Here is a 26,222-nt window from a genome sequence, read left to right on the forward strand (position 1 = left end):
TTAAAGGTACCTTAATCGTTAACGCCGCGAGGGCTGGTGTGTTTTTTTGCAAAAATCTGATGCGCAGCCTCGACTGCTCCGTTGTGCCGGCTCTGGGTGGGGATCAGGCAGGAGCCGCGCAAATTCCGAATTCGGCAATTGACGCCTCGTCAGGAAACTGGCTATCAATATTAAATCAATTTGATTGACTTCAAAGGAATGGGTGACCATGTCCACACCGCGACCGAAAGCCCTGCGGCTCGAAACCCTTTGGAACCCTCCCGCGGACGGCAAGGAATTTTCCTATGTCCTGCGCCTGAGGAACCTCGGGGCCGAACCGCTTTCGGGTTTCTCGCTCTGTGTGAGCGGCCCAGGTCGCGTCGATCCCGCCGGCCGCGTCGAAGGCGCCACCGTCTCGCAGCGGCTTTCCAATTTCACCGAATTCCAGCCGCCCGCCAATTTCGTTCTCGGCCCGGGTGAGACCTGGACGATATCCGTCTATGCGCTCAGCTGGCAGTTCCGTCACTGGACGGACGGCGCGACGAGCGCCTATCTCGCGCTTGGCGACGGCGGCACGATCGTGCTTTCCGTCGAGCCGACACGCTCGTCGGTCAGCAACGCGCCGCTGAAGCGCGGCGCCGAAATCTATCCCGTTCCCGCCAATGCGCCGGTTCAAGTGTCGATCATTCCCTGGCCGAACCACGTCGCGGTCGCCTCACGCCGGCCGCTGCCGGCCGGTTTTGCGCCGAAGGCGCAGAACGGCGAAGGGGAGGCGGCTGCTCGAAGCTTCGCAGCCCTGGTGGACCATCTCTTCGCTGTCGAAGGTATCGTACGAAGCGAAGCGGAAGGCGCGGTTCCTGTTTCCCTGAAGGACGCCTCAGGCTTCGGGCCGGAGGCTTACCGGCTGAGCTTCGAGGAGGAGACGATCACCATCGAGGCGAGCGGCCGGACCGGCTTTCTCTATGGCCTCGTGACGCTCGGCCAGATCTGGCGCGGCGCGAGGCTGCATCCCGGCGTCTTCCAATTTCCTGCTTCCGGCGAGATCGTCGACGAGCCGTCGATGGGCTGGCGCGGGCTGCATCTCGATGTCGCCCGCCAGTTCTATGCCGCAGCCGAAGTCAAGAAGCTGATTGCGGTGCTGGCCTGGAACAAGCTCAACCGCTTCCACTGGCACCTTTCCGATGACGAAGCCTGGCGCGTGGAAATCGACGCCTATCCCGCGCTGACCGAAATCGGCGCCTGGCGCGGCCACGGCCTTGCGGTTCCGCCGCTCCTCGGCTCGAGCCCGGCCCGAACAGGCGGCTATTATACCAAGGCCGCCATCCGCGATATCGTCGCCTATGCAAAGGGCCTCGGCGTGGAAATCGTGCCGGAGATCGACATGCCCGGCCATTGCTATGCCATGCAGAAGGCCGTACCGGAATTGCGCGATCCCGATGAAACCGGCAGCTACTATTCGGTCCAGGGCTTTCCCGACAACTGCATCAACCCCGCCCGAGAACAGACTTACGAAATCGTCGAGACGATCCTTTCCGAGCTGATCGAACTCTTTCCGTTCAAGACCATCCATCTCGGCGCCGACGAAGTGCCCCTCGGCGCATGGTCCGGCTCGCCGGAAGCGCTCGACCGCTTGCGTGCCGTTGCCGGCGACGCCGTTGCCGACGCGCACGCCAAACGGCTGAATGTCGTCACCAATACGCATGGCGCCGATGATATCCACGGCTCGGGTGCGGCCATTCTGCAGGCCGAATTCCTGGAGCGCGTCCAGCGCTTCCTGGCCAGCAAGGGCTGCGTCACCGGCGGCTGGGAAGAGGCCGCCCACGGCGATGTCATCGACAAGTCGAAGAGCTATCTCTGCAGCTGGCGCAATGTCGAAGTCTCGGCGGAACTCGCCGAACGCGGCTACCAGATGGTCGTCTGCCCCGGGCAGGTCTATTACCTCGACATGGCGCTCAGGCCGGATTGGGACGAGCCCGGCGCCAGCTGGGCAGGCACATCGGACGCGGAGAAGCTCTACACTTTCGATCCCATCGGCGGCTGGACGGCGGCGCAGAAAGAGAAACTTCTCGGCATTCAGGCCTGCATCTGGTCCGAGCCGATGACGGACCGCGCCGTTTTCGACCGTCTCGTCTTCCCGCGTCTTTCCGCCCTTGCCGAGACAGGCTGGACGAAGCCGTCATCCAAGTCATGGGAGCGTTTCAGGGCCTTGGCGGGATTGATGCCGCTGCTCTACGGACTGCAGGAGTCGTAGCGCTCGGATTAGGCAACGCAGCAATATTATAATAGAGCGGGCTCAACAGGAGGCCGCGCGATCGATGACCACGCGCGTCACTGTCGCTGCCGGTAGGCAGAGGGCGTGACCCCTGTGCCCAGCTTGAATGCGCGTGTCATGTGGCTCTGGCTGCTGAAGCCGCAGGCCGAAGCGATCTGCGCGATCGGGTCCATGCCGCGCAACATCGATTTGGCGCGCTCGACGCGCCGGTGGGCCACCCAGCCATGCGGGGACACACCATAGCTTGCCCGGAACATCCGCTGAAAATGAAACGCGCTGAGCTGCCCGATCGCCGCCAGATCCTGCAGGCGGATTGTCTCGCCGAGATGGGCCTCGATATACTCCAGACTCCGGCGCCTGATATGAGGAGCGAGCCCGCCGCTGATGGCGCAGGGGCGCATGCCGCCAAAACGCGGATCAACGAAGAAATCGTTGATCGTCTGCGTCATCGCTTCTTCAGCCAGCAGATGATCGCCCGCCGACATCGCTTGCGTCATCTGCCGAAGCCTGCGCGCCAAGGCGGGTGCATTTTCGAAGGTCACTTCGGGAAGAACCATGAGCCTGGAATCGCGGTCAAACGTCTCGGCAAACATCCGGCGCATCTGATCGTCCGGAATATACAGATGGACGAATTCGAAGGGGTCGGTGATTTCCCATTCGGACGAGTGCCCCTGTGGCATGATGCACAGGGCTCCGGGCCGGCCTTGCGCGGCGGGGCTGCCATCCAGACGGCGCGTTCCGGCGCCGCCCGTGAGATACAGACTGAACGTATGTCCGTCCGGCCGCTCGTAGCTCATCCTGTCGCTGCCATTGCTCCAGAGGGCCGCCGATCGGCCGAACCCCAGATCGATGGACTGTAACGTCCGAGCAGAGGGAGACGCGGACAAAAAGCTGAAAACCGAGAGGCGGCTGTCTTTCACCAATTCTTCCCCACATAAGGCCACGCCTTGCGAACAATACCGGTGGGCGACCCACGTGGCGAGTGGGAACTCCGGGCAAGTCGAATTTCATAGCAAGAATGTGCAAGAGACCTGCTCAAGGTTCGCCTATTGGTCGAGAAAAAGAGGATCGCTTCATGGCAAATGCCGCTCTCTTCATCGCGACCGTTCTCATATGGGGGACGACCTGGATCGCCATTGCTATGCAGGTCGGTCCCGTTCCAGTCCTGGTTTCGGTCTTTTACAGGTTTGCGGTCGCAGCCGCGATCCTCGTCGCCATCCTGGCGTTCATGCGGCGGCTCAACTTCCCTGCCTTGCGCGATCAACCCTTCATCCTGGCGCAAGCGCTTTGCCTGTTCAGCCTCAATTTCATCTGTTTCTACAACGCAGCCGGCTTTATCCCCTCCGGCCTGATCTCCGTCATCTTCTCGCTCGCCACGATCTACAATGCCGTCAATGCGCGCCTCTTCTTCGGCGACCGCATTACCGGTCGCACGCTGCTCGCAGCAGCGCTCGGAGCAACCGGCCTCCTGCTGCTTTTCGGAGAGGAGGTCGTCGTCGATTTCAATATGGGCACGTTGAAAGGGATCGGGCTCGCGGCGCTCGGCACGCTTTTCTTTTCGCTCGGCAATATGGCGTCGCGTCGAAACAGCGCGGCCGGAATTTCACCGGCGACCGCCAATGCCTGGGGCATGACCTATGGCTCGGTTTTCCTCCTCTTCCTGATTGCCGCGACGCAAACGCCGATCGTGGCGCCGCCTGACATCACCTATCTCACTGCCCTGCTTTATCTCGCGGCGATCGGATCGGTGATCGGCTTCACGACCTACCTCATGCTGGTCTCCCGCATCGGCTCCTCACGCGCGGCCTATGCCACCGTCCTGTTCCCGATCGTCGCCCTGTCATTGTCGACGGTCTTCGAGGGCTACCATTGGAGCGGTCTCGGCCTGATCGGCCTAGCGCTGACGCTCCTCGGCAACGTGGTCATATTCGCGCGGCCTCTGGTCCGCCGCCCACCGCAAACAGATGCGCGGCTGCCGGCAGGCGGGTGAGGGTGTCAGCCGACCGGCTTTTGCAGGACGTCGAAGCGCGGATTGGTTTCGGAAAAGATCGGCAGGGCGGCTGCACCCAGGATCGCCGTATCCTTGCCGGTCATGCCGATCATGACGCGGGGTATCGTCCGCTTCCGGTCGGGATCGATCGGCACGTGCAACGGCTCCAGCCGCTCGGCGAGCCGGGCCATCAGCGATGTCGATACGCTGCCGCCGAGCACCACGGTCTGCGGATCGAAGGCAAGCTCCAGAAAGTCGACGGTCTGGCGCAGCGGCTCGACGGCCTGATCCAGCCAGGCATCCAGGCCTTCGCCGCCTTTGGCGATCAGTGCGTCGAGATCGTCGGGCGAGAGCTCCCGCGCATTCGCAATGCCCATGCATTCGTATGCGACGCTTGGCGAGAGATAACGATCCAGGCAGCCGCGCTTGCCGCAGATGCAGAGCTTGCCGTGCGGTTCGACGATGATATGCCCGATCTCGCCGGCATTGTTGCGGCTGCCCTTGTAGAGGTGGCCGTCGAGGAACATTCCGGCGCCGATACCGCCTCCGCCCGAAAGAAACAGATAGACGAAGCTGGCGAAACCGCGGGCGACGCCGTGAAGGCGCTCACCGATGGCCGCCGCCGTCGCATCGTTTTCCACGAGTACCGGCACCTTTACCCGCTGCTCCAGTTCGTGCCCGACAGGAAAGCCTTGCCAGCCGGGCAGGCTGTGAGGGCTGAGGGAGGTGGTGCCGCCATCGCCGTAGCGGCCGGGCAGGGCCATGCCGACGCCGAGCAGCCTGCTTCGGTCGAATGGGAAAGCCTCTTGCAGATCCTCGACGATTGCTTGCAACGCCGGCATCGCCCGTTGCGGATCGGGATGGTCGACATGGCGCTCGATGCGCGCGCAGACGGCGCCGGACAGATCCGTCAGAACACCGCTGGCGCGCTGCCGGCCGAGTTCGAGACCGATCGAATAGGCTCCGTGCGGATTGATGCTGTAGGGAATGATCGGCTGGCCTCGCGCCAGCTTCTGCGCCTCGGCGGGAACGAGAAGATGCGACCTCTCCAGCTCCTCGACGATATTGGACACGGTCTGGGCGGTCAGCGCGGTCATCCGGGCAATCGCGGCGCGCGACAGAGGACCGTTCGTGCGCACGGCCTCGATCACCACACGGCGGTTGTGAGACTTGGCCTGCTCGAGATTCGTGCCGGAGATCGCCTTCATGTCGCCTTCAAAGGAAATGGTGCATCACCCTTGTCACAAGACGGACGCCGATGAAAGCCGCTTATTTCCCGAGCCCGCGCGTCAATCGGTTCAATGGGCGTTGCGTCTCTGCAGGACACCGAGGATCGCCATTCCCGACAGGCCGGTGACGGCGCTGAGGACGGCGGTGCCGGAATAACCTGTCACAGAAGTGCCGGCGGCAAAGACCAGCGCGCCGATCCCCGCACTCGCAAAGATATTGACGGAGATCAGCGCGCTGCCGAGCCCCGGCCGATCGGCAATGAGATCCTGCAGATAGGTGATCGGAATGCTGATGATCGCCGCCGCACCGATACCGGCAAGCAAGGTCAGCGCATAGAGGTGCCAGGGCTCGGAGGCGAAGCCGAGAAGGCTGAGGAACACGGCATAGACGATGGTGCCGGCGGCAAGCGCCGTCATCTGGCCGGTCTTGCGGGCAATCCGCGACCAGACGATGATGAAGACGACTTCCAGCAATGCGACGATGCCGACGAGAATGCCGACATCGCTGAGCGCACCATGCGCAGCGCCGGTGGCGATCAGCGGCAGCAGGGCATCGTTGAGATGGAGCGTGCTGGTGATGAGCGCCACCCCGAGGATATGCGCCGAAATTCGCGGAGAAACCACTTGGCGAAGCGCGCCGAGATAGGTGAGATGATGGGTGGCGGCCATCTCCGTTGCCGCCCGCTTCGGCAGGGCGAAGAGGATGATGCCCTGGCATATCAGGCACGAGATGGCGGCGAAAAGATAGGCCGGCAGCATGCTCGACGCACCGGAGAGCACAAGGCCGGTAACGCCCGGGATCAGCACCCAGGAAAGCGAAATCATCGCGCGCACGCCTGAATTGGCCGTCACCATGTCGCTTCGGCTCATGCCCTGCATCGCCGCGCGCGCATTGGCAAACAGCAGCGAATTCAGCGCCCCGTAGATTGGCAGCGGCAGCAGCCCGCTGATGATGAAGACTGCCGCTGTGGGAAAGGCGTAGACCATGCCGTAGCCGACGATGCCGAAGACGCAGGCGCCGATCATCGCCGAACGGTATTCGCCGAGCCGGTCGGCGAGATTGCCGAGCAGGACGCTGACGACGACATTCACCGCCGCCGAGGCAAAGCTCAGGATGGAATAGAGACCGTCGCTCAACCCCAGTTCGCGGATACCCACGATCGACCGATAGGGCGCCGTCATCGCCCCCGCCATTCCGAAGGTGAAGATGGCGATCATGCTGGCGCGGATCGCCGGATTGCGGAAGACGTCGGGAAAAAGGCGGCTCATGCGGTCATGTGAGTTTCAGTAGTGTTCCGATTGGGAGAAGGTCCGCGCGAGCTCGGCCTGGCCGGCCGTGAGGCCGCAATCGACGGGCAGGCAGACGCCCGTGATGGCTGCGGCCAACGGCCCGGCAAGGAAGGCAACGGCGTTGGCGACATCCTTGGGATCGACGACGCGCTGCAGCGGATACCAGCGGCGCGCCTCCTCGAACACGTTCGGATTGGCGCTCGCGCGCGCTTCCCAGGCCTGCGTCTTCACCGTGCCGGGTGCGACGGCGTTGGAGCGGATGCCGAACTTGCCGTATTCCACGGCGACCAGCCGGGTGAAGTGCAGAAGGCCGGCCTTGGCGGCGCTATAGGCGGGATGTCCGAAGACATTCATGCCGTTGACCGAGGCGATGTTGACGACGGACCCTTTCGAGACCTTCAGCATCGGCTCGAAGGCGCGGAAACATAAGAATGCCGCTTCGAGATTGAGCGCATTGTCGGCCCGCCAGATCTCGGGCGTCGTATCGTGCAGGCTGGTCGCGCGGGCAGCACCGGCATTGTTGACGAGAGTTCGGACGACGCCGCTGCCGGCAGCGCGTTCTGCCAATTCGGCAATGCTCGCCTCGCTGGTCACGTCGCATCCGACGGCCACGAAACGATTTTCCGGACCGAGCTTCGAAGCCACGGCAGCGGCGGCAGCCGCATCGATGTCGGCAAGCAGGACGACATCATGGTCATCGGCGAGCCGCGCGGCAATCGCCGCGCCGATGTCGCCCGCGGCACCCGTCACGATGGCGATCGATTGGGTCATTTATTGTCGCTCCCGTTCATGGACATCAATCTCCAAGCAATTGCCGGTCATCGCCGTCCCGGTGAAGGACGAGCTGCTGCTTGATGCGCCGCAGCGTCACGGTCGCCTTTGGCTGGACGGCGTATGCGACCAGGCTCGACAGGATATCGACCATCGCGATGTAGGCGATGCGCGTGGAAGTCGGGCGATAGATATTGTTGCCCTCGGGAAGATCGATCGGCACGACGATTTCGGCCGCCTTGGCGACCGGGCTCTCCGTCTGGGTCAAAGCGATCGTCTTCACCTTGGTGTCGCGGGCAAGCTCGAAAGCCCGCACCAGCTCCATATTGCGCCCGGAGAAGGACGAGCCGATCAGCACGTCGCCCGGCTTTGCCGCGGCCGCCATCATCAGCTGCATGCTGTGATCGGAACTTGCGGTGATGCGCAGCCCGAGGCGGAAGAGGCGGTTCTGCAGCTCGTCGGCGATCATCGACGAATTGCCGCCGGAGCCGAAGGCATAGATCATATCGGCCTTGGCAATATGGGAAACGGCGGCTTCGATCGCGGCAAGATCGAGCGACCGATGCAGGAGGAAGAGCGCGTTCTGGGCCTTGGTGATGATATCCTGGGCGACATCGGCCGGATCGGTGCTTTTCGATTCCGGTTTCAGATAGCGCACGCCGATATGGGCGGTGCGGGCAAGCTGCACCTTGAAATCGGAAAAGCTTTCGCAGCCGAGCCGCCGGCAAAAGCGCGTGACGGTCGGCGGCGAGACCTCGGCTCGCTCCGCAAGCTCGATGATCGAGGCATTCACGGCAAATTCGAAGTCGTTGACGATGATCTCCGCGATGCGGCTTTCAGAGGGGGAGAGCCGGCCTTTGTCTTCCTGCAATGTCGAAAAAATATCCAAAGTCGCTCCCCCGATGGCTCCGTCAATCCTTCTTCTTATAGGCCACGCAGTCGATCTCAACCTTGCAATCGACCATCATCGACGATTGCACACAGGCACGCGCCGGCGGATGCTCGCCGAAATACTCCTGATAGATCTTGTTGAAGGTCCAGAAATCGCGCGGATCGTCCAGCCAGACGCCGACGCGCACGACGTCCTCGACGCCGTATCCGGCCTCTTCGAGGATATCAAGAACATTGGCGATCGTCTTATGGGTCTGGGCGATGATGTTGCCGTCGATGATCTCGCCATCTTCCATTGCAACCTGTCCGGATACATAGAGCCATCCGTCGGCTTCGACCGCGCGCGCGAAAGGCAGCGCCTTGCCGCCGGCGCCGGTTTGAACAGAGCCATAGCGCTTGATAGGCATTCCCGAGTCCTTGCAAATTATTTTCTTTATAAGTTGACAAATGACCATAGAAAGCGGAATTTGACCAGTGAAAAACGTGTTTTATGAAAAGAATTTCAATCCGGGGCCAGCATGCGCGATCCTTTCCAGAATCCTTTCCCGTCCGACAGCGCCCGCCACGCCATCTGGGAAATGCTCGTTCCCCGCGATATCGATGCCTTTCTGGCTGCCGATTGGTCGATGGTGGAGCATGATTTCGTGGAAGAGGGTTTCATCGGCATCGACGGCCGGAAGGAAGTCAGCCCCGACAAGTGGCGCCTGGCCTTCCCGACGCTGTCTGCCTATCGCGATGAATGGTTGAGACAAGCGAAGGATTTCGCCGATCAGAGCTTCGCGGAAGATCCGCGCACCGCGATCTTCACCACGACGACGCTCGAAGATATCGAGATCGAAGGCGACATGGCGCTCGTCCGCAAGAAATTCGACGGCGGCATTACCAAATCCGACGGCACCCGGGACGTCCTGCAATGGCAGACGCTCTATTATTGCAGGCTTCACCAAGGACGCTGGAAAATTTCAGGTTTCACCGGCTACCTGCCGAACCCCATGGGTTGACGCGGAGCCGATCAGAAGAAGGCCACTTTCTTGCGCATTTTCACGGCAGCACTGGCGACCGAAACCAACACATTCTCCCCGATCTGCGTGGATCGCCGCGCATTCGAAGCCTCTCTTTATGCTCCGCCCGGCCAGCATCCCGAAACGCCGACGCTCTGCACCGCGCCGATCACCGTCGGCAGGCGCGTCGCAAAAGAAAAGGGCTGGGAACTGATCGAGGGAACGGCCACCTGGGCCGATCCGGCGGGCCTCGTCAACCGCGCGACCTACGAAGAGCTGCGCGACGAAATCCTCGGCCAGCTCAGCGCTGCAATGCCTGTCGATGCCGTCGTCATGGGACTGCACGGCGCCATGGTGGCGGCCGGATACGAGGATACGGAAGGCGATCTTCTCCAGCGCATGCGCGCGATCGTCGGCCCTGACGTCCTCATCTGCGCCGAGCTCGATCCGCACAGCCACCTCACGGCAAAGCGGGTGGCCGCGCTCGATTTCGCCGTCTATTTCAAGGAATTCCCGCATACGGACTTCGTCGACCGTGCCGAGGATCTGTGGCGCATCGCGGTCGACACGCTGGAGGGTCGGGTCAAGCCTCGCATCTCGGTGTTCGACTGCCGCATGATCGACGTCTTCCCGACATCGCGCGAGCCGATGCGCTCCTTCGTCGACAAGATCATGCAGATCGAGAAGGATGATCCGGATATTCTGTCGATCTCCGTGATCCACGGCTTCATGGTCGGCGACGTTCCCGAAATGGGAACGAAACTGCTCGTCGTCACCGACGACAAGCCGGAAAAGGGCGCGGCTCTGGCGCGCGAACTCGGCCTCGAACTGTTTTCCAAGCGCGGCACCTTCATGGTTCCGCAGATCGACGAGAGGCAAGCCGTTTCTCGCGCGCTTGCCGCGACCGCATGGCCCGTCGTCATCGCCGACGTCTGGGACAATCCGGGCGGCGGCACCGCAGGGGATGCGACGGTCGTGCTCGGAGAACTGATCGCCCGCGGCGTCAAAAGTGCCGCGATCGGCACCATCTGGGATCCGATGGCCGTGCAGATTTGTTTTGCGGCGGGCGAGGGGGCGGAAATTCCGCTGCGCTTCGGCGCCAAGTCAGCCCCCGGCACCGGCAATCCCATCGACGGCACCGTGAAGGTCGTCAAACTCGTAAAGAATGCCGAGATGCAATTCGGCGAAAGCCTGGCGCCCTTCGGCGATGCCGCGCATATCGTGCTCGACGGCATCGACATCATTCTCAATTCCACGCGCGCCCAGAGCTTCGATCCGAGCCTCTTTTCGGTGATGGGCATCGATCCCACCAAGCAGAAGATCCTGGTGATCAAATCCACCAATCACTTCTTCGCGTCCTTCTCGAAGATTGCGGCGGAGATCCTTTACTGCTCCGCCGGAACGCCCTATCCCAATAATCCGGCGACGACGCCATACCGGCGGGCGCCGAAGACCATCTGGCCGATCGTGGCCGATCCACATGGGATAGAACGCGGAGCAGCCTAAATGCATGATGCCAGCTTCGCCGTCATTGCCAAGGCAGGTGACAGGATCGCCGATCTCTCGACGCCGCGCCCTGTCATCGACGAAGACCGGCTGGCTGCAAACATCAACCGCGTTCAATCCTATATGGACGAACACGGCCTGAACTTCCGCCCGCACATCAAGACGCACAAGATCCCGGCGCTCGCCGTCGCACAGGTCGCCGCTGGCGCCAAGGGCATCAATTGCCAGAAGGTCACGGAGGCCGAGGTCTTTGCCGAAGCCGGCTTCGGAGACATCCTCATCACCTTCAACATTCTCGGGCAGCAGAAGCTCGAACGCCTGGCCAGGCTGAACGAGAAAATTCCGGCCCTGAAAGTCGTCGCCGACAGCGAAGTGACGGTCGACGGGCTCGCCGCGCATTTTTCCGGCCACAAGCCGCTCACGGTGCTTGTGGAATGCGATACCGGCGCCGGCCGCTGCGGCGTGCAGACGCCCGAGGAGGCGACCTCGCTCGCCAAGCGCATCGCCGCCGCCGACGGCCTCACCTTCGGCGGCATCGTGACCTACCCGAAGCCGCAATCGGCCACTGCCGTGGAAGCCTTCATCACTGAGACGGTGAACCGCCTGAAATCGGAAGGCATAAGCTGCGCCATCGTCAGCAACGGTGGAACGCCGAGCCTGTTCGAGGCGCATCTCGTCACATCAGCCACCGAACACCGCGCCGGCACCTATATCTACAACGATCGCCAGATGGTGCGCATGGGCCATTGCACCGAGGACGATTGCGCCATGCATGTGCTGGCGACCGTCGTCTCACGCCCGAACGCCGACCGCGCCGTCATTGATGCCGGCTCGAAGGCCCTGACCTCGGACCTTCAGGGCTTCAGCGATTACGGCCTGATCGTCGGCTATCCTCAGGCACGCATCACCAGCCTCTCGGAAGAACATGGTGTGATCGATCTTTCCAACTGCACCGGCCCCCGGCCGCAGATCGGCGAGAAGCTCTTCATCATCCCGAACCACACCTGCGTGGTGTCGAACCTGTTCGATACGATGGTTTTTCATCGCGGTGGCGTCGTGACCCGCGTCGAGAAGGTCGCTGCTCGTGGCTTGGTCTGGTAGAGGGCGGCTTCGTTTGAGGGCGAAATGCACGGAGCAGACGACTTCGCTGCGCGAACGGCGGAGTTAGCCTCTACGGGGAATTTGCCGATCGTAAAGTGCCAACTCCTCGGCGGTTGGTGGCTTGAACAGCTTCGACCACTTCAACAGATCGGCCCGCGAGATATCGAACGTGCCGACCGGAAGCTCGGCGTTTCTTTGGGAGACCCGGTCCCAAAGCTCATCGAAGGGAACGTCGAGGAAGCAAAGGACGACGCTGGCACCAACTGCGCGAGCTTCGTCCCGGCAGGAGTCCCGCTCTGCCCGTGACCACACTCCCCAATCCACCACAACATTACACTGAAGCCTGATGGCACGCAGAGCCATTTGCCATTGTAGGCTCTCGACTCTACCTCGGCACGGGCCGGTTTCGGCTTCTGAAGTGGAGATGCCGGGGTAAAGCTTGTGCATCCACTCGTCTCCAGTCAGACGGAGGGCAGATGCTTCTTGTTCGATTATCTTGGCGAGCGACGTCTTCCCTGAACCGGGAAGACCGCAAGTGAGGTAGAGCGTGGGCATCGAAAATCTCTGATTTTTGGCTTGGCAAGTGGACGTGGCCCTGGGCACTGTGCAGGACTGCGCTTCGCTCCATGCGCGCTGGGCGCGGCCAATCAAAGGTTTGTTGCCATAGCCTATCTTGTAGGACCGCTCTGCTCGGGGGTCAAGATGGAGCGCATGAGTGAGCTCACAGGTGAGGTCGCACAACCCACTGGCTCCTTTGTGGAACCTCCAATAATAAGCTGACTATCTGCATCCCCCACAAACTCGTCGCTCAAAGTGTCGAGCAGAAATCGACTTCCGTCGCGAATGAGCCGACAGCGGAAGTAGGCCGACTTCCGCAACGCCAAACGACGACAAAGAAAAAGCCCGCCGAAGCGGGCTGATATCATTGGCCGTTGGCCTGTTTGGGTATCTTGAGATCATTATCAGGGATGACATATGGGCCACGACGGCTCTGCGGACGCTGCAACACGTTTTCGGCAGCGTCCTCCATGATCGACCAGAGCTGCTCCCTACGCGTCTGGCTAGAAACGTTATCCCGCTTGACTGTCTTCGCTTCCATGATCCTATACCCTCCAAGGATGTCCGACTCGATCATACATCCATTAATACCTAGGCGATATGATAATCGCCCACGACCCGTTAAGTTCCAGTTTAGGTTCCCGCCGTGAAGTCAAAAACCACTGTCGACAATCCTGAGCTCGTTATTGGTCTGGTTGGTCCGATCGGGGTCGACCTCGATGCTGTCATCCAGCATTTGACGGAAGCGCTTCAGCGAGTCCATTACGAATCTCATGTCATCCACATCACATCGATCATGGGAGATCTCCTGCCTGACCTCGCAGTGGACGAAGCTACGTACAGCGACAGGTACAACTCGCTCATTGGCAACGCTGACCGAGTGCGACGAGAGGCCGACAATCAGGCCGCGCTCGCTTGTTTGGGCATTAGCGAGATACGACGACTTCGAGAACAGCACCACCCCGGGGTCAAGGACGCTCGCAACGAGCCGATGAGAGGGACGGCATTCATCCTGCGTCAGTTCAAACGCGAGGAGGAGATTGCTCTCCTTCGCGAGGTCTATGGTCGGAAATTCATCCAAGTGTCGATCTTCTCTGACAAGGATGAGCGCAGGAAGAGGCTTGTAAAGAAGATCAAGTCCTATGCCACGACCATCATCGAGGATGACGAGGCTGAGAAGGCAGCGATCGATCTGATCGCGCGCGATAACAATGAGGTCGGTGACGACTACGGACAGAGAGTGTCTGATGTCTTCCATCTGGGCGACGTTTTCGTCCCTGGCGAGGAGAACAAAGGGACGAAAACGGTCATTGACAGGTTCGTGAAAGCGTTCTTTGGGCACAACGGATTGTCGCCCACGAAGACCGAGTACGGCATGTACGCTGCCGCGGGGGCTTCTCTGCGCTCGCTTGACCTCTCGCGGCAGATCGGAGCCGCTATCTTTTCAGACCGGGGGGAAATCATCACCCTGGGATGCAACGAGGTTCCAAAGCCATTCGGCGGGACTTACTGGTGCGATGACCCCGGCGAACAGTATCGTGACTTCGAAGAAGGGGAAGACGGAAACCATTCCCGGAAGCTGCGGCTGATCCACGATCTCGTTGACCGCATGGGACGCTTGGACTTCCTTTCCGACAGCCTGAAGAAGGAGGGCGAGACCGCAGAGCAGGTCAGGAAGCTGATCTCGGAGAAGCTAATCGCGGACTCCAAGGTGATGGACATTATTGAATTCGGCCGTATTATCCATGCCGAGATGTCCGCAATCACTGATGCCGCCCGAAAGGGGAAGGCGCTGGACCAGTCGATTCTGTTCACAACCACCTTCCCATGTCACATGTGCGCAAAGCATATCGTGTCATCTGGGATCCATCGGGTCGTGTTCCTTGAGCCATACCCTAAGAGCCATGCGAAGGACCTTCATGAGGATTCGATTACCTTCTCGGCATCCGAGAGCCACAGGAAGGTGTTGTTCGAACCCTTCATCGGTATTTCGCCCCGCCGTTACCGGGACATCTTCGAGAAAAAGAAAAGAAAGGACTCGCAGGGCAAGGCGGTTGCCTGGTCGAAAGGGGCGCCAGTCCCGTGCATCGAGGACCGAGGCGCGTCCTATATTCTGAACGAGGAGCCGGCGATCTCGCTGGTCGTCAAGAAGATCAGGGCATTCGGAAAATCGTTGGCGCCTACGGTCGAGGCAGCGCCGCCAAAGCGAAAGGTTCGCGTTCGAAAGGCTGCTCAACAAGAAGCATAGAGCAGGACGCTCTAAGTCATTTTACGAGATTGACTTGCATACGAAACGAGTTCTATTAATTGACTATTAATCCGTTCATGGTATGTTTCTGCATGTGGATTCGGCGAGTGACCATGAGATCGACTTTTATTTACGTTCACTGCAAACATTGCGGGCGGCCACACGCTAGAAACGGGGCCGATTTCTCGCCACCTCGCTATTGCGAGGCATGCTCGGAAGACCGGAAGGCCATAGCCAGCCGACACTTCGGTAGCCGAAGCCTTCCAAGTGAGCTGATTGAGAGTTCCGTCGATCGACTGCCGTTGCTGAAGCGCTCGCGCGCCTAGGTTCCGAAGAACTTTTGGAGGGACTTCTCGGCAACAGCCCTTGCCACCAGTCCGCCTGAACTGTCGATCAGTTTCTTCGTCCCCGCGCCCATGGGGTAGCTCGTCGCTGTCCAGCTCGCCAGTTTTCCGGCGCTTGAGAGGACGACCTCTATGCGGCGGCCACCCTTAAATCTTTCCCAGGTTAGTTTTCCCACGCCGAAGGTGCATTGCCACGACAACTCCGTTGCGATGTCGGCGAGGGCGTTCAGCGCTTGCTTGGAGGTCGAGAGGCGGCTCGCCGGATCGTCGTTCAGCATCGCTCGTATAAGCCGCCGCCACTTGCTGGAAATATGAGGCAGCCAGGCAAGACGATTCGCATAGCCCCCGTCCCTGACTGAATGCTTTGGCGCCGGGCTGAGGCGATACCATCGATCTCCGTGCAGAAGCCGATAGAGCGTCATCCCGAGCGCCCAATAGTCCGTCTTCTGGCTCGCCAATCCCGATTCATACGCTTCCGGAGCGAGATGATCGACGTAGATGTATCCCTCGATGTCGGCGTATCCGAGGAGCAGGTCGTCGGTCACGAGGCCGAAATCCCCCAGCTTTACCGTCCCCTTCCTGTCGACGAGGATGTTTCCCGGTTTGAGATCGCGGTGGAGCATGTCGCGACTATGGAGCGATCCGAGCCCATGGCATACATGCGTCGCGATCTTGTGAACCTCACCCGACAGCATCGGACCTGCCTCGTAAGGACCCTGCAGTGAGCCGCCCTCGCACAGCTCCATAGCAAGGTAGATGGCGTCCTCGCTCGGAGCCTTGTTGATGTAATGCACCTGAACCACGTGTTCGTGCGCAGCCTTCTTGAGGTTCGCACCTTCCTTGATCAGGTCTGCCTTGCGTTTTTCCCAGCGCTCGGGCGAGTCCGTCGTCTTCGGACGGATAACCTTCACGGCCAGATGAGGATGTACGTCATCGCTGCCAAGGTAGACCTCTCCGAAATGCCCGTTGCCAAGCTTGTCTGTAATCTTGAGGCTGGAGAGAAGGTCGGTCATCAGCGGCTCGCGAGAATGAGCATTGCTGCTTCGCGGCTGCCGCTACGCATCGGTGCACCAGTCAGATTGTCCTTCCAGAAGCCGTCATCCTTTATGTACTCGTCGGCCTTCCGCTCACCGAAGTTACGGCTGATTGCTGCCTTCGCGACTTGCTTCACGTCACAGGCAGAAGCGAGTGCACAGATGGTTACACCGCGCAACTCCGCGGCCTGCAAATGTGCCTTCTTCATGCCGCCGAGGCTTATTGCGCTTTCCTTGATCACGACCTGGTTGATCCTCTGCTCGCTGGCATAGTCCGCGAGCCGGGTGTACATCGTCCGAAACGCCTTTGAGCGATCCCCGCTCTGAAGCTTCCACGTCTCGTCAGCCAAGATTGTAATCGGACCCGTCTGATCCACTTCGGCGCATACGATCGTCACCGCATCGCCTGACACATGCACGCCTAACCAACGTTTACTCATTTCTTGTCCTCCGCGCTGCTCCTGATACGTCTCGGGAGTGCGATCGGCGGGGCCATTCGATAACTTCAGAGGGGAATCAGCGAATCCTAGTGTCGCGAAAGTTGCCGTATCGAAAATAGTGCGTCAAGTCGTTAAAGTATATTTGCCAATGGTTTGCTTAGAGGCGTCCGAAGAATTCGTGCTGGGGAGGTGTTTTCCCAACCTGTCCGAACGATTTCGAAGAATTGTGCTTTTGGGTGCCGCCTGAGCATAGTGACTTTTCGAGAGTCGCACCGGAGGTTGTTGGTTGCTTCTGGTGTTGGCGGAGTTTCCTCGACGCTTTAGGGGTTGGTTCAATTCCGCCCAACTTTAAAAATAACGACACCCGATTGGCCGCTTCGGGCCGAAAGCGGATCTCCGCACTTGGGGGCATGTCAGCCTAAGTGCCGGATATACAGCAGCCGGTTCAAGCCGCCGTCGGATTGATCACATTCATGTCGATTTCGGTCAGTTCCACCCGCCGCTCGAAGGCAATGCCCGCCTCGTCGAAGAGATGGCAATCCACGGCATTGATGCCGGTTGCGACAGGTGCATCCGTACGGATGCCGACGCTGCCGGGCAGCATGGCGCAGAAATTTTCGCCCTCGCCGTTGAGCGATGCGTAGGCGACGGTATTGGCGCCAAGGCGCTCGATGACGGTCGGGGTTACGGTGAAGACGATATCGCCGCCGTTGAGCTGGATATGCTCCGGGCGGATGCCGAGCGTCAGGGTCTTGCCGATCATGCCTTCGCGCGGCGTCACCGGCAGAAGGGCGGTCTGGCCCTGATAATCCACCTCGACGCCTTCGGCGCTTGCGCTCTTGCAGGTCACGGGCAGGAAATTCATCTTCGGATTGCCGATGAAGCCGGCGACGAACTGGTTTGCCGGCTTGTGATAAAGCTCCAGCGGCGCGCCCGTCTGGGAGATGTTGCCGGCGTCCAGCACGACGATGCGGTCGGCCATGGTCATGGCTTCGACCTGGTCGTGCGTCACATAGATCATCGTCGCCTTCAACGCCCTGTGCAGCTTGGCAAGCTCGATGCGCATATCGGCGCGCAGCGCCGCGTCGAGGTTGGAAAGCGGTTCGTCGAACAGGAAAATCTTCGGTTCGCGCACGATGGCGCGGCCGATCGCGACGCGCTGGCGCTGGCCGCCGGAAAGCATGCCGGGTTTCTGCTGCAGCCGCTGTTCGAGGTGAAGGATGCGCGCCGCATTTTCCACCTTGGCCTTGAGCTTCGTCTCTTCCATCTTCTCGACGCGAAGCGGGAAGGCGATGTTTTCGAACACCGACATATGCGGATAGAGCGCGTAGGACTGGAACACCATGGCGATGCCGCGCTTGACGGGCGGCAGGTCGTTGACCCTGACGCCATCGATGACGATGTCGCCCGCTGTAGTCGCATCGAGACCGGCGATCATGCGCAGGAGCGTGGACTTGCCGCAGCCGGACGGGCCGACGAAGACGACGAATTCGCCATTCCTCACCTCGAGCTGCACGCCCTTCAGAACTTCGTAGTCGCCGTAGAATTTCTGAACTTTGTTGAGAAGAAGCTGTCCCAAAAATCTGTCTCCGCCGGCGGTCTTCGTCGCATATTCGGTCAGGGGAGGGATCGCGGATTGTTGCCTCCGCGATCCCAAGGCGTCGAAGCAGCTTACTTGAAGGCTTCGATTTCGCCGGCAGCTTTCTTCAGTGCGGCTTCCGGCTCGGCCTTGCCCGTCACCACCGACTGGATCATTTCGATCATCGAATTCTGGAAGCCCTTGTAATCGGTGAAGAGCGGTTCCGGACCACCATAGTCGATGCCTTCGATCAAAGGCTTCCAATAGGGATCCTTGGCGACGAATTCGTCGACCTTCGCCGAAGGACGCAGCGGGGTGAGGCCGGCGCCGCCCTGCAGCTCGTATTCCGACTGGACCTCGGGCGAGGTGATGAACTTGGCGAACTCAGTCGCCTTGTCCTCGACGCCGGAACCCTTGAAGATCGCCAGGCTGTCGGTGATCAGAAGCGTGCCGGGGCCCTTGGCGTCGGGGCCGAGCGGCAGCGTCGTGATGCCCCAGGCGATCTTCGTTTCCTTCAGGCGGGAGGCCGCGCCCGATCCTGCCTGGATCATGGCGACCTTGCCGTCGAGGAAGATGGCGCGGACTTCGTTCTGCTCATAGGCCGTCGGGCCTTCCTCGGAGTAGGGGACGATATCCTTGTAGGCCTTCAGCGCGGCGAGAATCTGCGGGCTGTCGAGCGTGATCTTGCCTTCGGCATCCGTCACCGAACCGTTGTTGGTGTAAACCCAATGCATGAACTGGTGCATCGTGTTGTCGAAGGTCTTGGCGGAAAGACCGAAGCCCGGAATGCCGGTCTTTTCCTTGATGGTCTTGGCCATCTCGATTTCTTCAGCCCAGGTCTTCGGCGGCTTCTCGGGATCGAGGCCGGCCTGCTTGAAGAGGTCCTTGTTCCAGTAGAGCGCCTTGGTGGAGAAGGCGATCGGAACGCCCCACTGGTTGCCCTCGAAGGTCACGGTGTCGACGATGTGCGGATAGTAAGCCTTCTTTTCCTCATCCGTCATCGGCACCGGAACGATGAGGTCGTTCTGCGCGAACTCCTTCAGCGTGCGCGAGCCGACATAGGCCATGGCGACAGGCGTGCCGGCGGCGGCGAGCGTCGTCGCCTTGTCCTGGCACTGCGCCCAGCCGACGACCTCTGGCGTGACCTTCCAGCCTGCGTTCTTCTCTTCCCACTGCTTGATGTATTTGGTGTGGACCGGGTCGATCGTGTCGCCGCAATAGATCCAGCTGATTTCCTTGTCGGCCGCATGGGCAGTGACCGCGGTCAGTGCCGTCGAACCGAGCAAAGCGAGCGCCATAAGGCCTGTCTTGATTGATATGCTCACGTCGCAACTCCCGTTTTGGTTGTTAGCTGTTCACTCTATTTTTGCTCTTATTGTTTCACCGCACCGGCGGTCAGACCGCCGACGAGATACCGCTGAAGGAAGAAGATGACGACCATCGCCGGCGCGATGCCGACGAAGGAGGCCGCCATCAGTTCGTTCCAGATGACCTCCTGCTTGCCGAAGTAAGCAAAGAGCCCCACCGGCAAGGGCATGTATTCGCTCTTCGAGTTGAACGTCAGCGCGAAGATGAATTGCTGGGCGTAAGCGCCGATGAAGGTGGTGATGGCGACGACGATGATCCCCGGCATCGCAATGGGCAGGATGACCCGGCGAAGCGTGTAGAAATGGCTGGCGCCATCCATGTAGGCGGCTTCGTTGAGCTCCTGGGGAATGCGGATCATATAGGTGCGCAGCAGCCAGATCGCCGAGGGGATCAGGAAGGCGACGCCCGGCACGATCATGGCGAGATAGGTGTTGAGCACGCCCATGCTGCGCATCAGCCGGAAGAGCGGGATCAGAAGCACGGCGCCGGAGAACATGTTCACCGTCAGGAAGGCGCCGAGCAGGATTCCCATGCCCTTGAATTCGAATTTCGCAAAGGCGTAGGCGGCCGGGATGACGAGGCAGAGCACGATCAGCGTGACGATGATCGAGATGAAGAAGGAATTGAAGATATAGCGCCCGAAGCCCGGCACGCTGATCCACATCGTCCGATAGGCTTCGAACGAACCGTTCTCCGGCCAGAAGCGGTAGGGCGAGGAGAAAAGCTGGGCGAGCGGCTTCAGCGAAACGAGGAAGCCCTCGACGAAGGGCGCCAGCACGAAGAACAGAAACACCGCGATGCCGCAATAGATCAGGATAATTTCCCACCAGCGGTAACGGTCGATCATGGCCGGGCTGCTCATGCGCGTTTCTCCGGGTTGAGGCGGCGGGTGACACGGAAATAGGCAAAACAGAAAAGCGACAGGAAGATACAGATCAGCACGGCGCGCGCAGCCCCTTCGCCGTATTTCTTCGAGCCGATCGCGGTCTGATAGGTATCGATGATCATCGTCGTCGTCTCGCCGCTCGGGCCGCCCTGGGTCAGAATCCAGATGATGTCGAACGAGTTGAAGGTGGCGATCAGCGACAGCATCGACATGGTGATGATGGCGGGCACCATCAGCGGCAGGGTGATGCGGCGGAAGCGATACCAGCGGCCGGCGCCGTCGGTCCAGGCGGCTTCGTAGAGATCCTTCGGAATGGATTGGATCGCCGCCAGGAAATAGATCGTCACCAGCGGCACGCCGATCCACACGTCGGTAACGATCGTCGCCCAGAAGGCGGTGCTTCCATAGGCGAGGAAGGCGACCGGGCCGTCGACGAGGCCGAAGCGCTGCAACAGGCCCGAGATCATCCCGAACTGGCCGTTATACATCCAGCCCCACATGAAGATGCCGATCGCCATCGGCACGATCCATGGCGGCATGGTCAACAGCCGGAACAGCGAGCGGCCGGGCACGGCCGCATTCAGCATGCATGCGCCGAAGGTGCCGATCACCATTTTCAGGGCGACCGAGAAGAAGGTCCAGATGAAGGTGCGGATGATGACTTCCGCAAACGTGGCGTTGAAGATCTTTTCGTAATTGACCCAGCCGACCCAATTGGTGGTCTTCTTCAGCGACGCGTCGGTGAAGGAGAGAATGAACGTATCGACCAGCGGATAGGCGACGATGGCGAGGACATAGAGGACGGCCGGAAGGAGGAGGATCCAGGCGAAGATGAAGGCGCTTCTTTGGACACTCATCTTGCCGCCTTCCTCAAGCCGCCTTAGCGTGGAGGGCCTCGTCGAAGCGGTCCCAGATGGGACGCAGGTCGACGACCGTTTTCTTCATCCTCGCTTCGTCCATCGCCAATGCGAGGATGCCGGCTTCCAGCGCGTTCAGCGTGGACACGGGAAGTTCGAGCCCGGTGCGCACGCTTTCCAGCAGATCGCTCGCCATCTGTTCATCGGCGCCGTAATGCTGGGAGAGTTCCGTGGCGGCATATTTGTTCTCGACCACTTTTTTGCCGGTCAGCTGCTCATGGACGTCGAGATAGCCGCGAACGAAATCACCCTCGGCCATGCCGCGCGAGCCCATGATGGCGAAACGGCGGAACTGGTCGGGCACGTTCAGATTGGTGTGGAAGTTCATGCCGACGCCATTGGCATATTCGACGATCGCCACCTGGTAGTCGATGATGTCGGCATCGCTGTCGAACACCTTGTCGGAGCCCATCCAGCCGCTCGGCTTGCGATGGAAAAGCTCGAGATCGTTGATGCCTTCGCGCGCCGGATCGTTGGCCGGAATGAAGCTCTTGCGGCCGCCGAAACTGGCGACGCGCTCCGGCCGCGCGCCCACGACACCATTATAAAGGTCGAGGTCATGGCAGCATTTCTCCAGCATGAAGCTGCCGGAATAACGCTCGTAGCGGCGCCAGTCGCGCATGAAGAAGGCGCCGTGATAGGGCTCGATATGTTCGGAAGCCTCGATCGACACGATCTGGCCGAGCTTGCCCTCGGCCTGGATGGCGCGCAGATCCTTATAAAGAGGAGAATAACGCAGCACGAGACCGACCATCAGCCGCTCATGGCCGAACTTCGCCATCAGGTGGGCAAGCTCGATGCTTTCTGTAATGGTCGTGACGATCGGCTTTTCGCAGAAAACCTTGAGGCCGGCTTGCAGGCCGAGCCTGATATGATCGAGATGCATGTGATTGGGAGAGCCGATCATCAGCAGATCGAGCTTTTCCGAGGCGAGGAGCTCTTCCGGCGAACCGTAGGCCTTGCCGACCGAAATACCCTTTTCCGTCAATCCTGGAAGCCCGGCGGGTTCCGGATCCACATAGCCTACGATGTCGAAACTGTCGTCGATCGCCTTGAAGACATAGCCGAGATAGCCCAGCCGGAATCCTAGCCCGATGATTCCTACTTTCATGCCGATCATGTTCCCAGTTAAGTAATTTATTTTCTTTAAGTTGGGACAAAAATCAGGAGGCGTCAATAGAAAACGGGCCTCAACGCATACGCATGAAATTGATTTTCATAGATCGATAGGCGGCTGCCGATTTTGCCCCGACTGCCGGGGGCCAATGAAGCATGGCGCATCGGCAAGCAGAGGACAGCGGATCTATGCGCCTGCCGCGGCAAGGCGCGACCGCCCCCGACCGATCACGCAAGGGCTCGCGAAAGGTTGAAAAGACACGTTATCACTCGTGTGTAGGATGCTGTGAGAACCCGAGGCAAGGAGGAGCCATCATGACCCGTATGACAGCCAAGGACTTCCCGCAGGAACTTCTCGAACTCTACGACTACTATGCGCATGGGAAAATCACCAAGCGCGAGTTTCTCGACCGTGCCGCCAAGTTTGCGGTCGGCGGAGTGACGGCAGCAGCGATCCTTGCATCGCTCAGCCCGGATTATGCGCTGGCGACCCAGGTCGAGTTCACCGATCCCGATATATCAGCCGAATACATCACCTATCCCTCGCCGAAAGGAAACGGGGACGTGCGCGCCTATCTCGTGCGCCCTGCGAAAGCCAACGGCAAGGTCGCGGGCGTGGTCGTCGTTCACGAGAACAGAGGCCTCAATCCCTATATCGAGGATGTGGCGCGTCGCGTCGCGAAGGCCGGCTTCATTGCGCTGGCGCCGGACGGATTGACTTCGGTCGGCGGCTATCCCGGCAATGACGAAAAGGGACGGGAGCTTCAGCAGAAGGTCGATCCGGAAAAGCTGATGAACGACTTTTTCGCGGCGGTCGAGTTCCTGATGAAGAGTGACCTCACCACCGGCAAGGTCGGTATAACAGGCTTCTGCTACGGCGGCGGCGTTTCCAATGCCGCGGCGGTGGCCTATCCGGAGCTTGCCGCAGCCGTACCCTTCTACGGCAGGCAGCCGCGCGCCGAGGACGTGCCGAAGATCAAGGCGCCGCTGCTTCTTCATTATGGCGGACTGGACAAGGGGATCAATGAAGGCTGGCCGGCCTATGAAGCAGCGCTGAAATCGGCCGGGAAAACCTACGAGGCCTATATCTACCCCGACGTCAATCATGGCTTCCACAACGATTCCACGCCCCGCTACGACGAGGCGGCAGCCAAGCTCGCCTGGCAGCGGACGGTCGACTGGTTTACGAAATACCTCGCCTGACGAGGCGCTGGATTTGCACGATATGGCAGGCGGGGAAATACTCCCCGCCTGTTATGGGCCAATGCGCCTTGCACCGTCTTACGGATCATCCATCACGCCCGTTCGCTACTAAAACCTACGGGTGAAAGTTCAGCCGCGCGCCCCTTCTGTTTCCTCACCAGTTTGCATCATTGTTAAACTTCTAATGCTATCCCTATTCAGGGAACAAACACGGCGTTCGATATGCAAATTGTTGATACTGAGACATTTATTCCAAAAGCAAATTTCGAACTGCAGCAAGCCTGGCACCTTGGATGTACAGGCCGATCGGATGAGGCGCTTACACTTGCCGGGCAAATTCTTGCCGATGCCAAATCGCGGGGCGACGACCGGCTTGCCGCCCAATGCGACACGGATATTGCCTGGTACTGTTTTCAAACCGGTGCGGCCGAACTTGGTTTGACGCATGTCCGCCGGGCGGTGGACTTCTGGAAATCGAAAAGGGAACCCATCCAGGAAGCCTATGCCAGGGCCTATTTCGGATGGCTGCTCCTGGAATTGGGCTTGCCGGAAGAGGCGATCGAAGAGGCGACCCGCGCCTTGGATCTGGCCGACAAGACCGCAGATCCGAAGGCGCAGAGTCTCGCAACCAACGTCATCGGCATTATCTTCTGGTACAACAAGCAACCCGACCGGGCGATCCTGATGAGCGAGAGGTCTGTCGAGCTCGCCCGGTCGATCGGCAACAAGACCTACGAATGCTGGTGGCTCGTCAACCTCGGCGGCGCCCATTCGGAAGGCGGCTATATCGCGCAGGCGCTCGGCCAGCCGGAGGAAGCTCACCGGATGCTGACGAGAGCGCTTGATCTCACCGAACAGGCGCTCGACCTCGCAATCGAGACCGGCGACAGCTGGGCTGCCCGTATTTGCCTCGGCAACCAGGCCGATTACTACGGCCATCTGGGAGAGCATGAAAAGGCGCTCCAGTGCATGCTCCGCTACCAGCAGTTTCAGAAGAACAGCTATGTCAGGGACCGGCAGCAATATCTCTACACTTTGGGCCAGGTCTACAATAATTACGGAAAGTTCGAGGAAGCCCGGTCGCTGCTGCTCGAAGCGGTGGAATTGATCGCCGAAGGCGGCAGCTTCGATTCCTATATCCAGATCTATCTCTATCTGTCGCGCGCCCATGAAGGGCTGGGGCAGTTCGATCTGGCGCTGGAGGCACACAAGAAATACCATCAGTTCTATCTGCAGAACAGCGCCGAGAGAACCCAGCAGCGCGCGCGTCTCGCCGAAATCTACTATGAAACCAGGCGGCTCAAGGAAGTTGCCGAAACGGAATCGAAGCGCGCCGACACGCTGGAGGCCTCCTATCAGAAGCTGCAGGAGCAAACAGATATCCTGGCCAGCGCCGTTTATCTCGACGCGCTGACCGGGCTCTATAACCGCAAATATCTCGACAGCCGCTTTAAGGAACTGACATCCGAGAAGCGCCCATATTCGATCGCGATGCTTGACGTCGACCATTTCAAATCGGTCAACGACAACTTCTCTCACATGATCGGCGACCAGGTCCTCGGCGCCATCGGAACCATCCTGCGCAACCAGTTGCGCGCCACCGACCAGGCCATTCGTTTCGGCGGCGAGGAATTCGTCGTGGTGTTGACAGGCACTCCGAAAGCCGCCGCCGATGTCTGCGAGCGGCTGCGTCTGGCTGTCGAGCGCTGGGACTGGTCGGCGATCTGCAACGGCCTGCGCATCACGATCAGCATCGGTGTCGCCGGCGGCTTGTCCGCCGCTTCTCCCAAGGAGATCTTGGAGGTCGCCGACCAAAATCTGTATACGGCGAAAAAGGCCGGCCGCAATCGGGTGGTCTCATAACGGCGCTTCGCTAGCGGAAGTTCCATAACACAGATTACGCCACTTTTACTATTTAAAGTTGCATTCATATTCCGCAGATTGCAGCGCCCCGCTCGCGCATTTTATCGTGATGGAAACTGCATGATTGGCAGCGACGAGGAAGATGATCGCCTGCTGTAGGACAGCTGATACAACCGATCCCCTATCGCACCTCGAATTCCGGATCGGGCGGAACCTGCATGGCGAGAGCGAGATGGTTTGTCTGCGCGGCAAGTCCGATGATCGTCAGAAGTTCGCCATGTTGCGCATCGGTCATGCCGCGCGCACGGGCGGCTGCGGTGTGGGATTGAATGCAGTATTGGCAGGCATTGGCCGTCGACACGGCTATGTAGATCATCTCGCGCGTCAAGGGATCGATCGCGCCTTCGACCGTCATGACCGATTTCAGCGTTTCCCACACCCGTTTGAGGTTTGCGGGATCGTTTGCAAGGGCACGCCAGAAATTGTTGATGAAGTCGGTCTTGCGGGTCGCCCTGATGTCCTCGAACACGGCTTGAACGGCCGGAATGGCTGCGGCCTCTTGGTCCGATAGGAGTTTGACTGTTGCCATCGAAAGTTCCTTTCCGGGTGCTCGGCGATGCGGCGCTCCTGCGAACG

Annotated in this window: 25 protein-coding genes; 8 read left to right on the top strand and 17 right to left on the bottom strand. The window is 60.1% G+C overall.

Annotation, left to right across the window (positions count from 1 at the left end; all coding sequences use genetic code 11):
- Positions 1-208: 208 nt before the first annotated feature.
- Entirely contained in the window at positions 209-2,230 is a 2,022-nt protein-coding gene (locus ATY78_RS17820; protein ID WP_088683631.1) for a beta-N-acetylhexosaminidase, read from the top strand.
- Between the two features lie 77 nt (positions 2,231-2,307).
- Here the strand turns inward: ATY78_RS17820 and ATY78_RS17825 are convergent, their stop codons facing one another.
- A complete protein-coding gene (locus tag ATY78_RS17825) occupies positions 2,308-3,048 on the bottom strand; it encodes an AraC family transcriptional regulator (protein ID WP_088683632.1) in 741 nt (246 codons plus the stop codon).
- Positions 3,049-3,326: 278 nt separating this feature from the next.
- On the opposite strand from ATY78_RS17825, the gene ATY78_RS17830 reads away from it, so the two are divergent.
- Positions 3,327-4,241: a DMT family transporter gene (locus ATY78_RS17830; RefSeq protein ID WP_088683633.1), complete on the top strand. Its 915-nt coding sequence runs from the start codon at positions 3,327-3,329 to the stop codon at positions 4,239-4,241.
- Between the two features lie 5 nt (positions 4,242-4,246).
- Here the strand turns inward: ATY78_RS17830 and ATY78_RS17835 are convergent, their stop codons facing one another.
- The 5 genes from ATY78_RS17835 to ATY78_RS17855 all read right to left on the bottom strand — a co-directional run bounded on the left by ATY78_RS17835 (position 4,247) and on the right by ATY78_RS17855 (position 8,829).
- Positions 4,247-5,449 (bottom strand): ROK family transcriptional regulator, encoded by a 1,203-nt coding sequence (locus ATY78_RS17835; protein ID WP_088683634.1) that lies wholly within the window; start codon positions 5,447-5,449, stop codon positions 4,247-4,249.
- Positions 5,450-5,539: 90 nt separating this feature from the next.
- Positions 5,540-6,739: an MFS transporter gene (locus tag ATY78_RS17840; RefSeq protein WP_088683635.1), complete on the bottom strand. Its 1,200-nt coding sequence runs from the start codon at positions 6,737-6,739 to the stop codon at positions 5,540-5,542.
- Positions 6,740-6,754: 15 nt separating this feature from the next.
- On the bottom strand, positions 6,755-7,531 hold the full coding sequence (locus ATY78_RS17845) for an SDR family oxidoreductase (protein ID WP_088683636.1): 777 nt from the start codon (positions 7,529-7,531) through the stop codon (positions 6,755-6,757).
- A gap of 25 nt (positions 7,532-7,556) precedes the next feature.
- On the bottom strand, positions 7,557-8,420 hold the full coding sequence (locus ATY78_RS17850; protein WP_088683637.1) for a MurR/RpiR family transcriptional regulator: 864 nt from the start codon (positions 8,418-8,420) through the stop codon (positions 7,557-7,559).
- Between the two features lie 22 nt (positions 8,421-8,442).
- Positions 8,443-8,829 carry a RidA family protein gene (locus ATY78_RS17855; protein WP_088683638.1) on the bottom strand — a complete coding sequence of 129 codons (387 nt, stop codon included), beginning with the start codon at positions 8,827-8,829 and terminating at the stop codon, positions 8,443-8,445.
- Positions 8,830-8,940: 111 nt separating this feature from the next.
- On the opposite strand from ATY78_RS17855, the gene ATY78_RS17860 reads away from it, so the two are divergent.
- The 3 genes from ATY78_RS17860 to ATY78_RS17870 are packed head-to-tail and all read left to right on the top strand — an operon-like array spanning position 8,941 to position 12,030.
- Positions 8,941-9,423, top strand: coding sequence for a hypothetical protein (locus ATY78_RS17860; protein WP_088683639.1), 483 nt, complete (start codon positions 8,941-8,943; stop codon positions 9,421-9,423).
- A gap of 30 nt (positions 9,424-9,453) precedes the next feature.
- Positions 9,454-10,929 (top strand): M81 family metallopeptidase, encoded by a 1,476-nt coding sequence (locus ATY78_RS17865; protein WP_088683640.1) that lies wholly within the window; start codon positions 9,454-9,456, stop codon positions 10,927-10,929.
- On the top strand, positions 10,930-12,030 hold the full coding sequence (locus ATY78_RS17870) for a D-TA family PLP-dependent enzyme (RefSeq protein WP_088683641.1): 1,101 nt from the start codon (positions 10,930-10,932) through the stop codon (positions 12,028-12,030).
- 63 nt (positions 12,031-12,093) lie between these two features.
- Here the strand turns inward: ATY78_RS17870 and ATY78_RS17875 are convergent, their stop codons facing one another.
- Together ATY78_RS17875 and ATY78_RS28595 are read right to left on the bottom strand one after the other, a co-directional pair.
- The gene (locus tag ATY78_RS17875; RefSeq protein WP_280950451.1) at positions 12,094-12,633 is read right to left on the bottom strand and encodes an AAA family ATPase; all 540 of its coding nucleotides are present in this window, start codon (positions 12,631-12,633) and stop codon (positions 12,094-12,096) included.
- 319 nt (positions 12,634-12,952) lie between these two features.
- Positions 12,953-13,129, bottom strand: coding sequence for a hypothetical protein (locus ATY78_RS28595; protein ID WP_190237484.1), 177 nt, complete (start codon positions 13,127-13,129; stop codon positions 12,953-12,955).
- A 105-nt stretch (positions 13,130-13,234) separates the two neighbouring features.
- Between ATY78_RS28595 and ATY78_RS17885 the strand changes: the two genes are divergently transcribed.
- Positions 13,235-14,836 carry an anti-phage dCTP deaminase gene (locus tag ATY78_RS17885; RefSeq protein ID WP_088683644.1) on the top strand — a complete coding sequence of 534 codons (1,602 nt, stop codon included), beginning with the start codon at positions 13,235-13,237 and terminating at the stop codon, positions 14,834-14,836.
- A gap of 322 nt (positions 14,837-15,158) precedes the next feature.
- Here the strand turns inward: ATY78_RS17885 and ATY78_RS17890 are convergent, their stop codons facing one another.
- From ATY78_RS17890 to ATY78_RS17920, 7 genes are all read right to left on the bottom strand, one after another.
- Positions 15,159-16,193, bottom strand: a complete 1,035-nt coding sequence (locus tag ATY78_RS17890; protein ID WP_088683645.1) for a serine/threonine-protein kinase — start codon at positions 16,191-16,193, stop codon at positions 15,159-15,161.
- Positions 16,193-16,654: a hypothetical protein gene (locus tag ATY78_RS17895; RefSeq protein WP_088683646.1), complete on the bottom strand. Its 462-nt coding sequence runs from the start codon at positions 16,652-16,654 to the stop codon at positions 16,193-16,195. Before ATY78_RS17895 ends, ATY78_RS17890 begins: the two co-directional genes overlap by 1 nt.
- Positions 16,655-17,099: 445 nt before the next feature.
- Entirely contained in the window at positions 17,100-18,233 is a 1,134-nt protein-coding gene (gene ugpC, locus ATY78_RS17900) for a sn-glycerol-3-phosphate ABC transporter ATP-binding protein UgpC (protein WP_088683647.1), read from the bottom strand.
- A 92-nt stretch (positions 18,234-18,325) separates the two neighbouring features.
- Entirely contained in the window at positions 18,326-19,531 is a 1,206-nt protein-coding gene (locus ATY78_RS17905) for an ABC transporter substrate-binding protein (RefSeq protein ID WP_088683648.1), read from the bottom strand.
- A 74-nt stretch (positions 19,532-19,605) separates the two neighbouring features.
- A complete protein-coding gene (locus ATY78_RS17910; RefSeq protein WP_088683649.1) occupies positions 19,606-20,463 on the bottom strand; it encodes a carbohydrate ABC transporter permease in 858 nt (285 codons plus the stop codon).
- Entirely contained in the window at positions 20,460-21,344 is an 885-nt protein-coding gene (locus ATY78_RS17915; RefSeq protein ID WP_088683650.1) for a sugar ABC transporter permease, read from the bottom strand. Before ATY78_RS17915 ends, ATY78_RS17910 begins: the two co-directional genes overlap by 4 nt.
- A 13-nt stretch (positions 21,345-21,357) precedes the next feature.
- Positions 21,358-22,515: a Gfo/Idh/MocA family oxidoreductase gene (locus tag ATY78_RS17920; RefSeq protein WP_088683786.1), complete on the bottom strand. Its 1,158-nt coding sequence runs from the start codon at positions 22,513-22,515 to the stop codon at positions 21,358-21,360.
- 320 nt (positions 22,516-22,835) lie between these two features.
- On the opposite strand from ATY78_RS17920, the gene yghX reads away from it, so the two are divergent.
- Positions 22,836-23,723 carry a YghX family hydrolase gene (gene yghX / locus ATY78_RS17925; RefSeq protein ID WP_088683651.1) on the top strand — a complete coding sequence of 296 codons (888 nt, stop codon included), beginning with the start codon at positions 22,836-22,838 and terminating at the stop codon, positions 23,721-23,723.
- A 129-nt stretch (positions 23,724-23,852) separates the two neighbouring features.
- Here yghX and ATY78_RS28900 read toward each other — a convergent pair whose 3' ends face one another.
- The gene (locus tag ATY78_RS28900) at positions 23,853-24,170 is read right to left on the bottom strand and encodes a hypothetical protein (RefSeq protein WP_245313593.1); all 318 of its coding nucleotides are present in this window, start codon (positions 24,168-24,170) and stop codon (positions 23,853-23,855) included.
- Between ATY78_RS28900 and ATY78_RS17930 the strand changes: the two genes are divergently transcribed.
- Positions 24,162-25,586: a diguanylate cyclase gene (locus ATY78_RS17930; RefSeq protein WP_245313594.1), complete on the top strand. Its 1,425-nt coding sequence runs from the start codon at positions 24,162-24,164 to the stop codon at positions 25,584-25,586. The two genes, ATY78_RS28900 and ATY78_RS17930, sit on opposite strands and share 9 nt — an antisense overlap.
- Before the next feature lie 181 nt (positions 25,587-25,767).
- Here the strand turns inward: ATY78_RS17930 and ATY78_RS17935 are convergent, their stop codons facing one another.
- Complete coding sequence (locus ATY78_RS17935; protein ID WP_088683653.1) at positions 25,768-26,175, bottom strand: carboxymuconolactone decarboxylase family protein; 408 nt, start codon at positions 26,173-26,175, stop codon at positions 25,768-25,770.
- Between the last annotated feature and the right edge of the window lie 47 nt (positions 26,176-26,222).

The organism is Rhizobium sp. R635, assembly GCF_002211285.1.
Taxonomy (GTDB): domain Bacteria; phylum Pseudomonadota; class Alphaproteobacteria; order Rhizobiales; family Rhizobiaceae; genus Rhizobium.

What these genes read in the sequence shown, in the direction of transcription:
- ATY78_RS17820 (WP_088683631.1), top strand. Translation starts at nt 209, where the DNA reads ATGTCCACACCGCGACCGAAAGCCCTGCGGCTCGAAACCCTTTGGAAC.
- ATY78_RS17825 (WP_088683632.1), bottom strand. Translation starts at nt 3,048, where the DNA reads ATGAGCTACGAGCGGCCGGACGGACATACGTTCAGTCTGTATCTCACG.
- ATY78_RS17830 (WP_088683633.1), top strand. Translation starts at nt 3,327, where the DNA reads ATGGCAAATGCCGCTCTCTTCATCGCGACCGTTCTCATATGGGGGACG.
- ATY78_RS17835 (WP_088683634.1), bottom strand. Translation starts at nt 5,449, where the DNA reads ATGAAGGCGATCTCCGGCACGAATCTCGAGCAGGCCAAGTCTCACAAC.
- ATY78_RS17840 (WP_088683635.1), bottom strand. Translation starts at nt 6,739, where the DNA reads ATGAGCCGCCTTTTTCCCGACGTCTTCCGCAATCCGGCGATCCGCGCC.
- ATY78_RS17845 (WP_088683636.1), bottom strand. Translation starts at nt 7,531, where the DNA reads ATGACCCAATCGATCGCCATCGTGACGGGTGCCGCGGGCGACATCGGC.
- ATY78_RS17855 (WP_088683638.1), bottom strand. Translation starts at nt 8,829, where the DNA reads ATGCCTATCAAGCGCTATGGCTCTGTTCAAACCGGCGCCGGCGGCAAG.
- ATY78_RS17860 (WP_088683639.1), top strand. Translation starts at nt 8,941, where the DNA reads ATGCGCGATCCTTTCCAGAATCCTTTCCCGTCCGACAGCGCCCGCCAC.
- ATY78_RS17870 (WP_088683641.1), top strand. Translation starts at nt 10,930, where the DNA reads ATGCATGATGCCAGCTTCGCCGTCATTGCCAAGGCAGGTGACAGGATC.
- ATY78_RS28595 (WP_190237484.1), bottom strand. Translation starts at nt 13,129, where the DNA reads ATGGAAGCGAAGACAGTCAAGCGGGATAACGTTTCTAGCCAGACGCGT.
- ATY78_RS17890 (WP_088683645.1), bottom strand. Translation starts at nt 16,193, where the DNA reads ATGACCGACCTTCTCTCCAGCCTCAAGATTACAGACAAGCTTGGCAAC.
- ATY78_RS17895 (WP_088683646.1), bottom strand. Translation starts at nt 16,654, where the DNA reads ATGAGTAAACGTTGGTTAGGCGTGCATGTGTCAGGCGATGCGGTGACG.
- ATY78_RS17905 (WP_088683648.1), bottom strand. Translation starts at nt 19,531, where the DNA reads ATGGCGCTCGCTTTGCTCGGTTCGACGGCACTGACCGCGGTCACTGCC.
- ATY78_RS17910 (WP_088683649.1), bottom strand. Translation starts at nt 20,463, where the DNA reads ATGAGCAGCCCGGCCATGATCGACCGTTACCGCTGGTGGGAAATTATC.
- ATY78_RS17915 (WP_088683650.1), bottom strand. Translation starts at nt 21,344, where the DNA reads ATGAGTGTCCAAAGAAGCGCCTTCATCTTCGCCTGGATCCTCCTCCTT.
- ATY78_RS17920 (WP_088683786.1), bottom strand. Translation starts at nt 22,515, where the DNA reads ATGAAAGTAGGAATCATCGGGCTAGGATTCCGGCTGGGCTATCTCGGC.
- yghX (WP_088683651.1), top strand. Translation starts at nt 22,836, where the DNA reads ATGACCCGTATGACAGCCAAGGACTTCCCGCAGGAACTTCTCGAACTC.
- ATY78_RS28900 (WP_245313593.1), bottom strand. Translation starts at nt 24,170, where the DNA reads ATGCGTCAAACCAAGTTCGGCCGCACCGGTTTGAAAACAGTACCAGGC.
- ATY78_RS17935 (WP_088683653.1), bottom strand. Translation starts at nt 26,175, where the DNA reads ATGGCAACAGTCAAACTCCTATCGGACCAAGAGGCCGCAGCCATTCCG.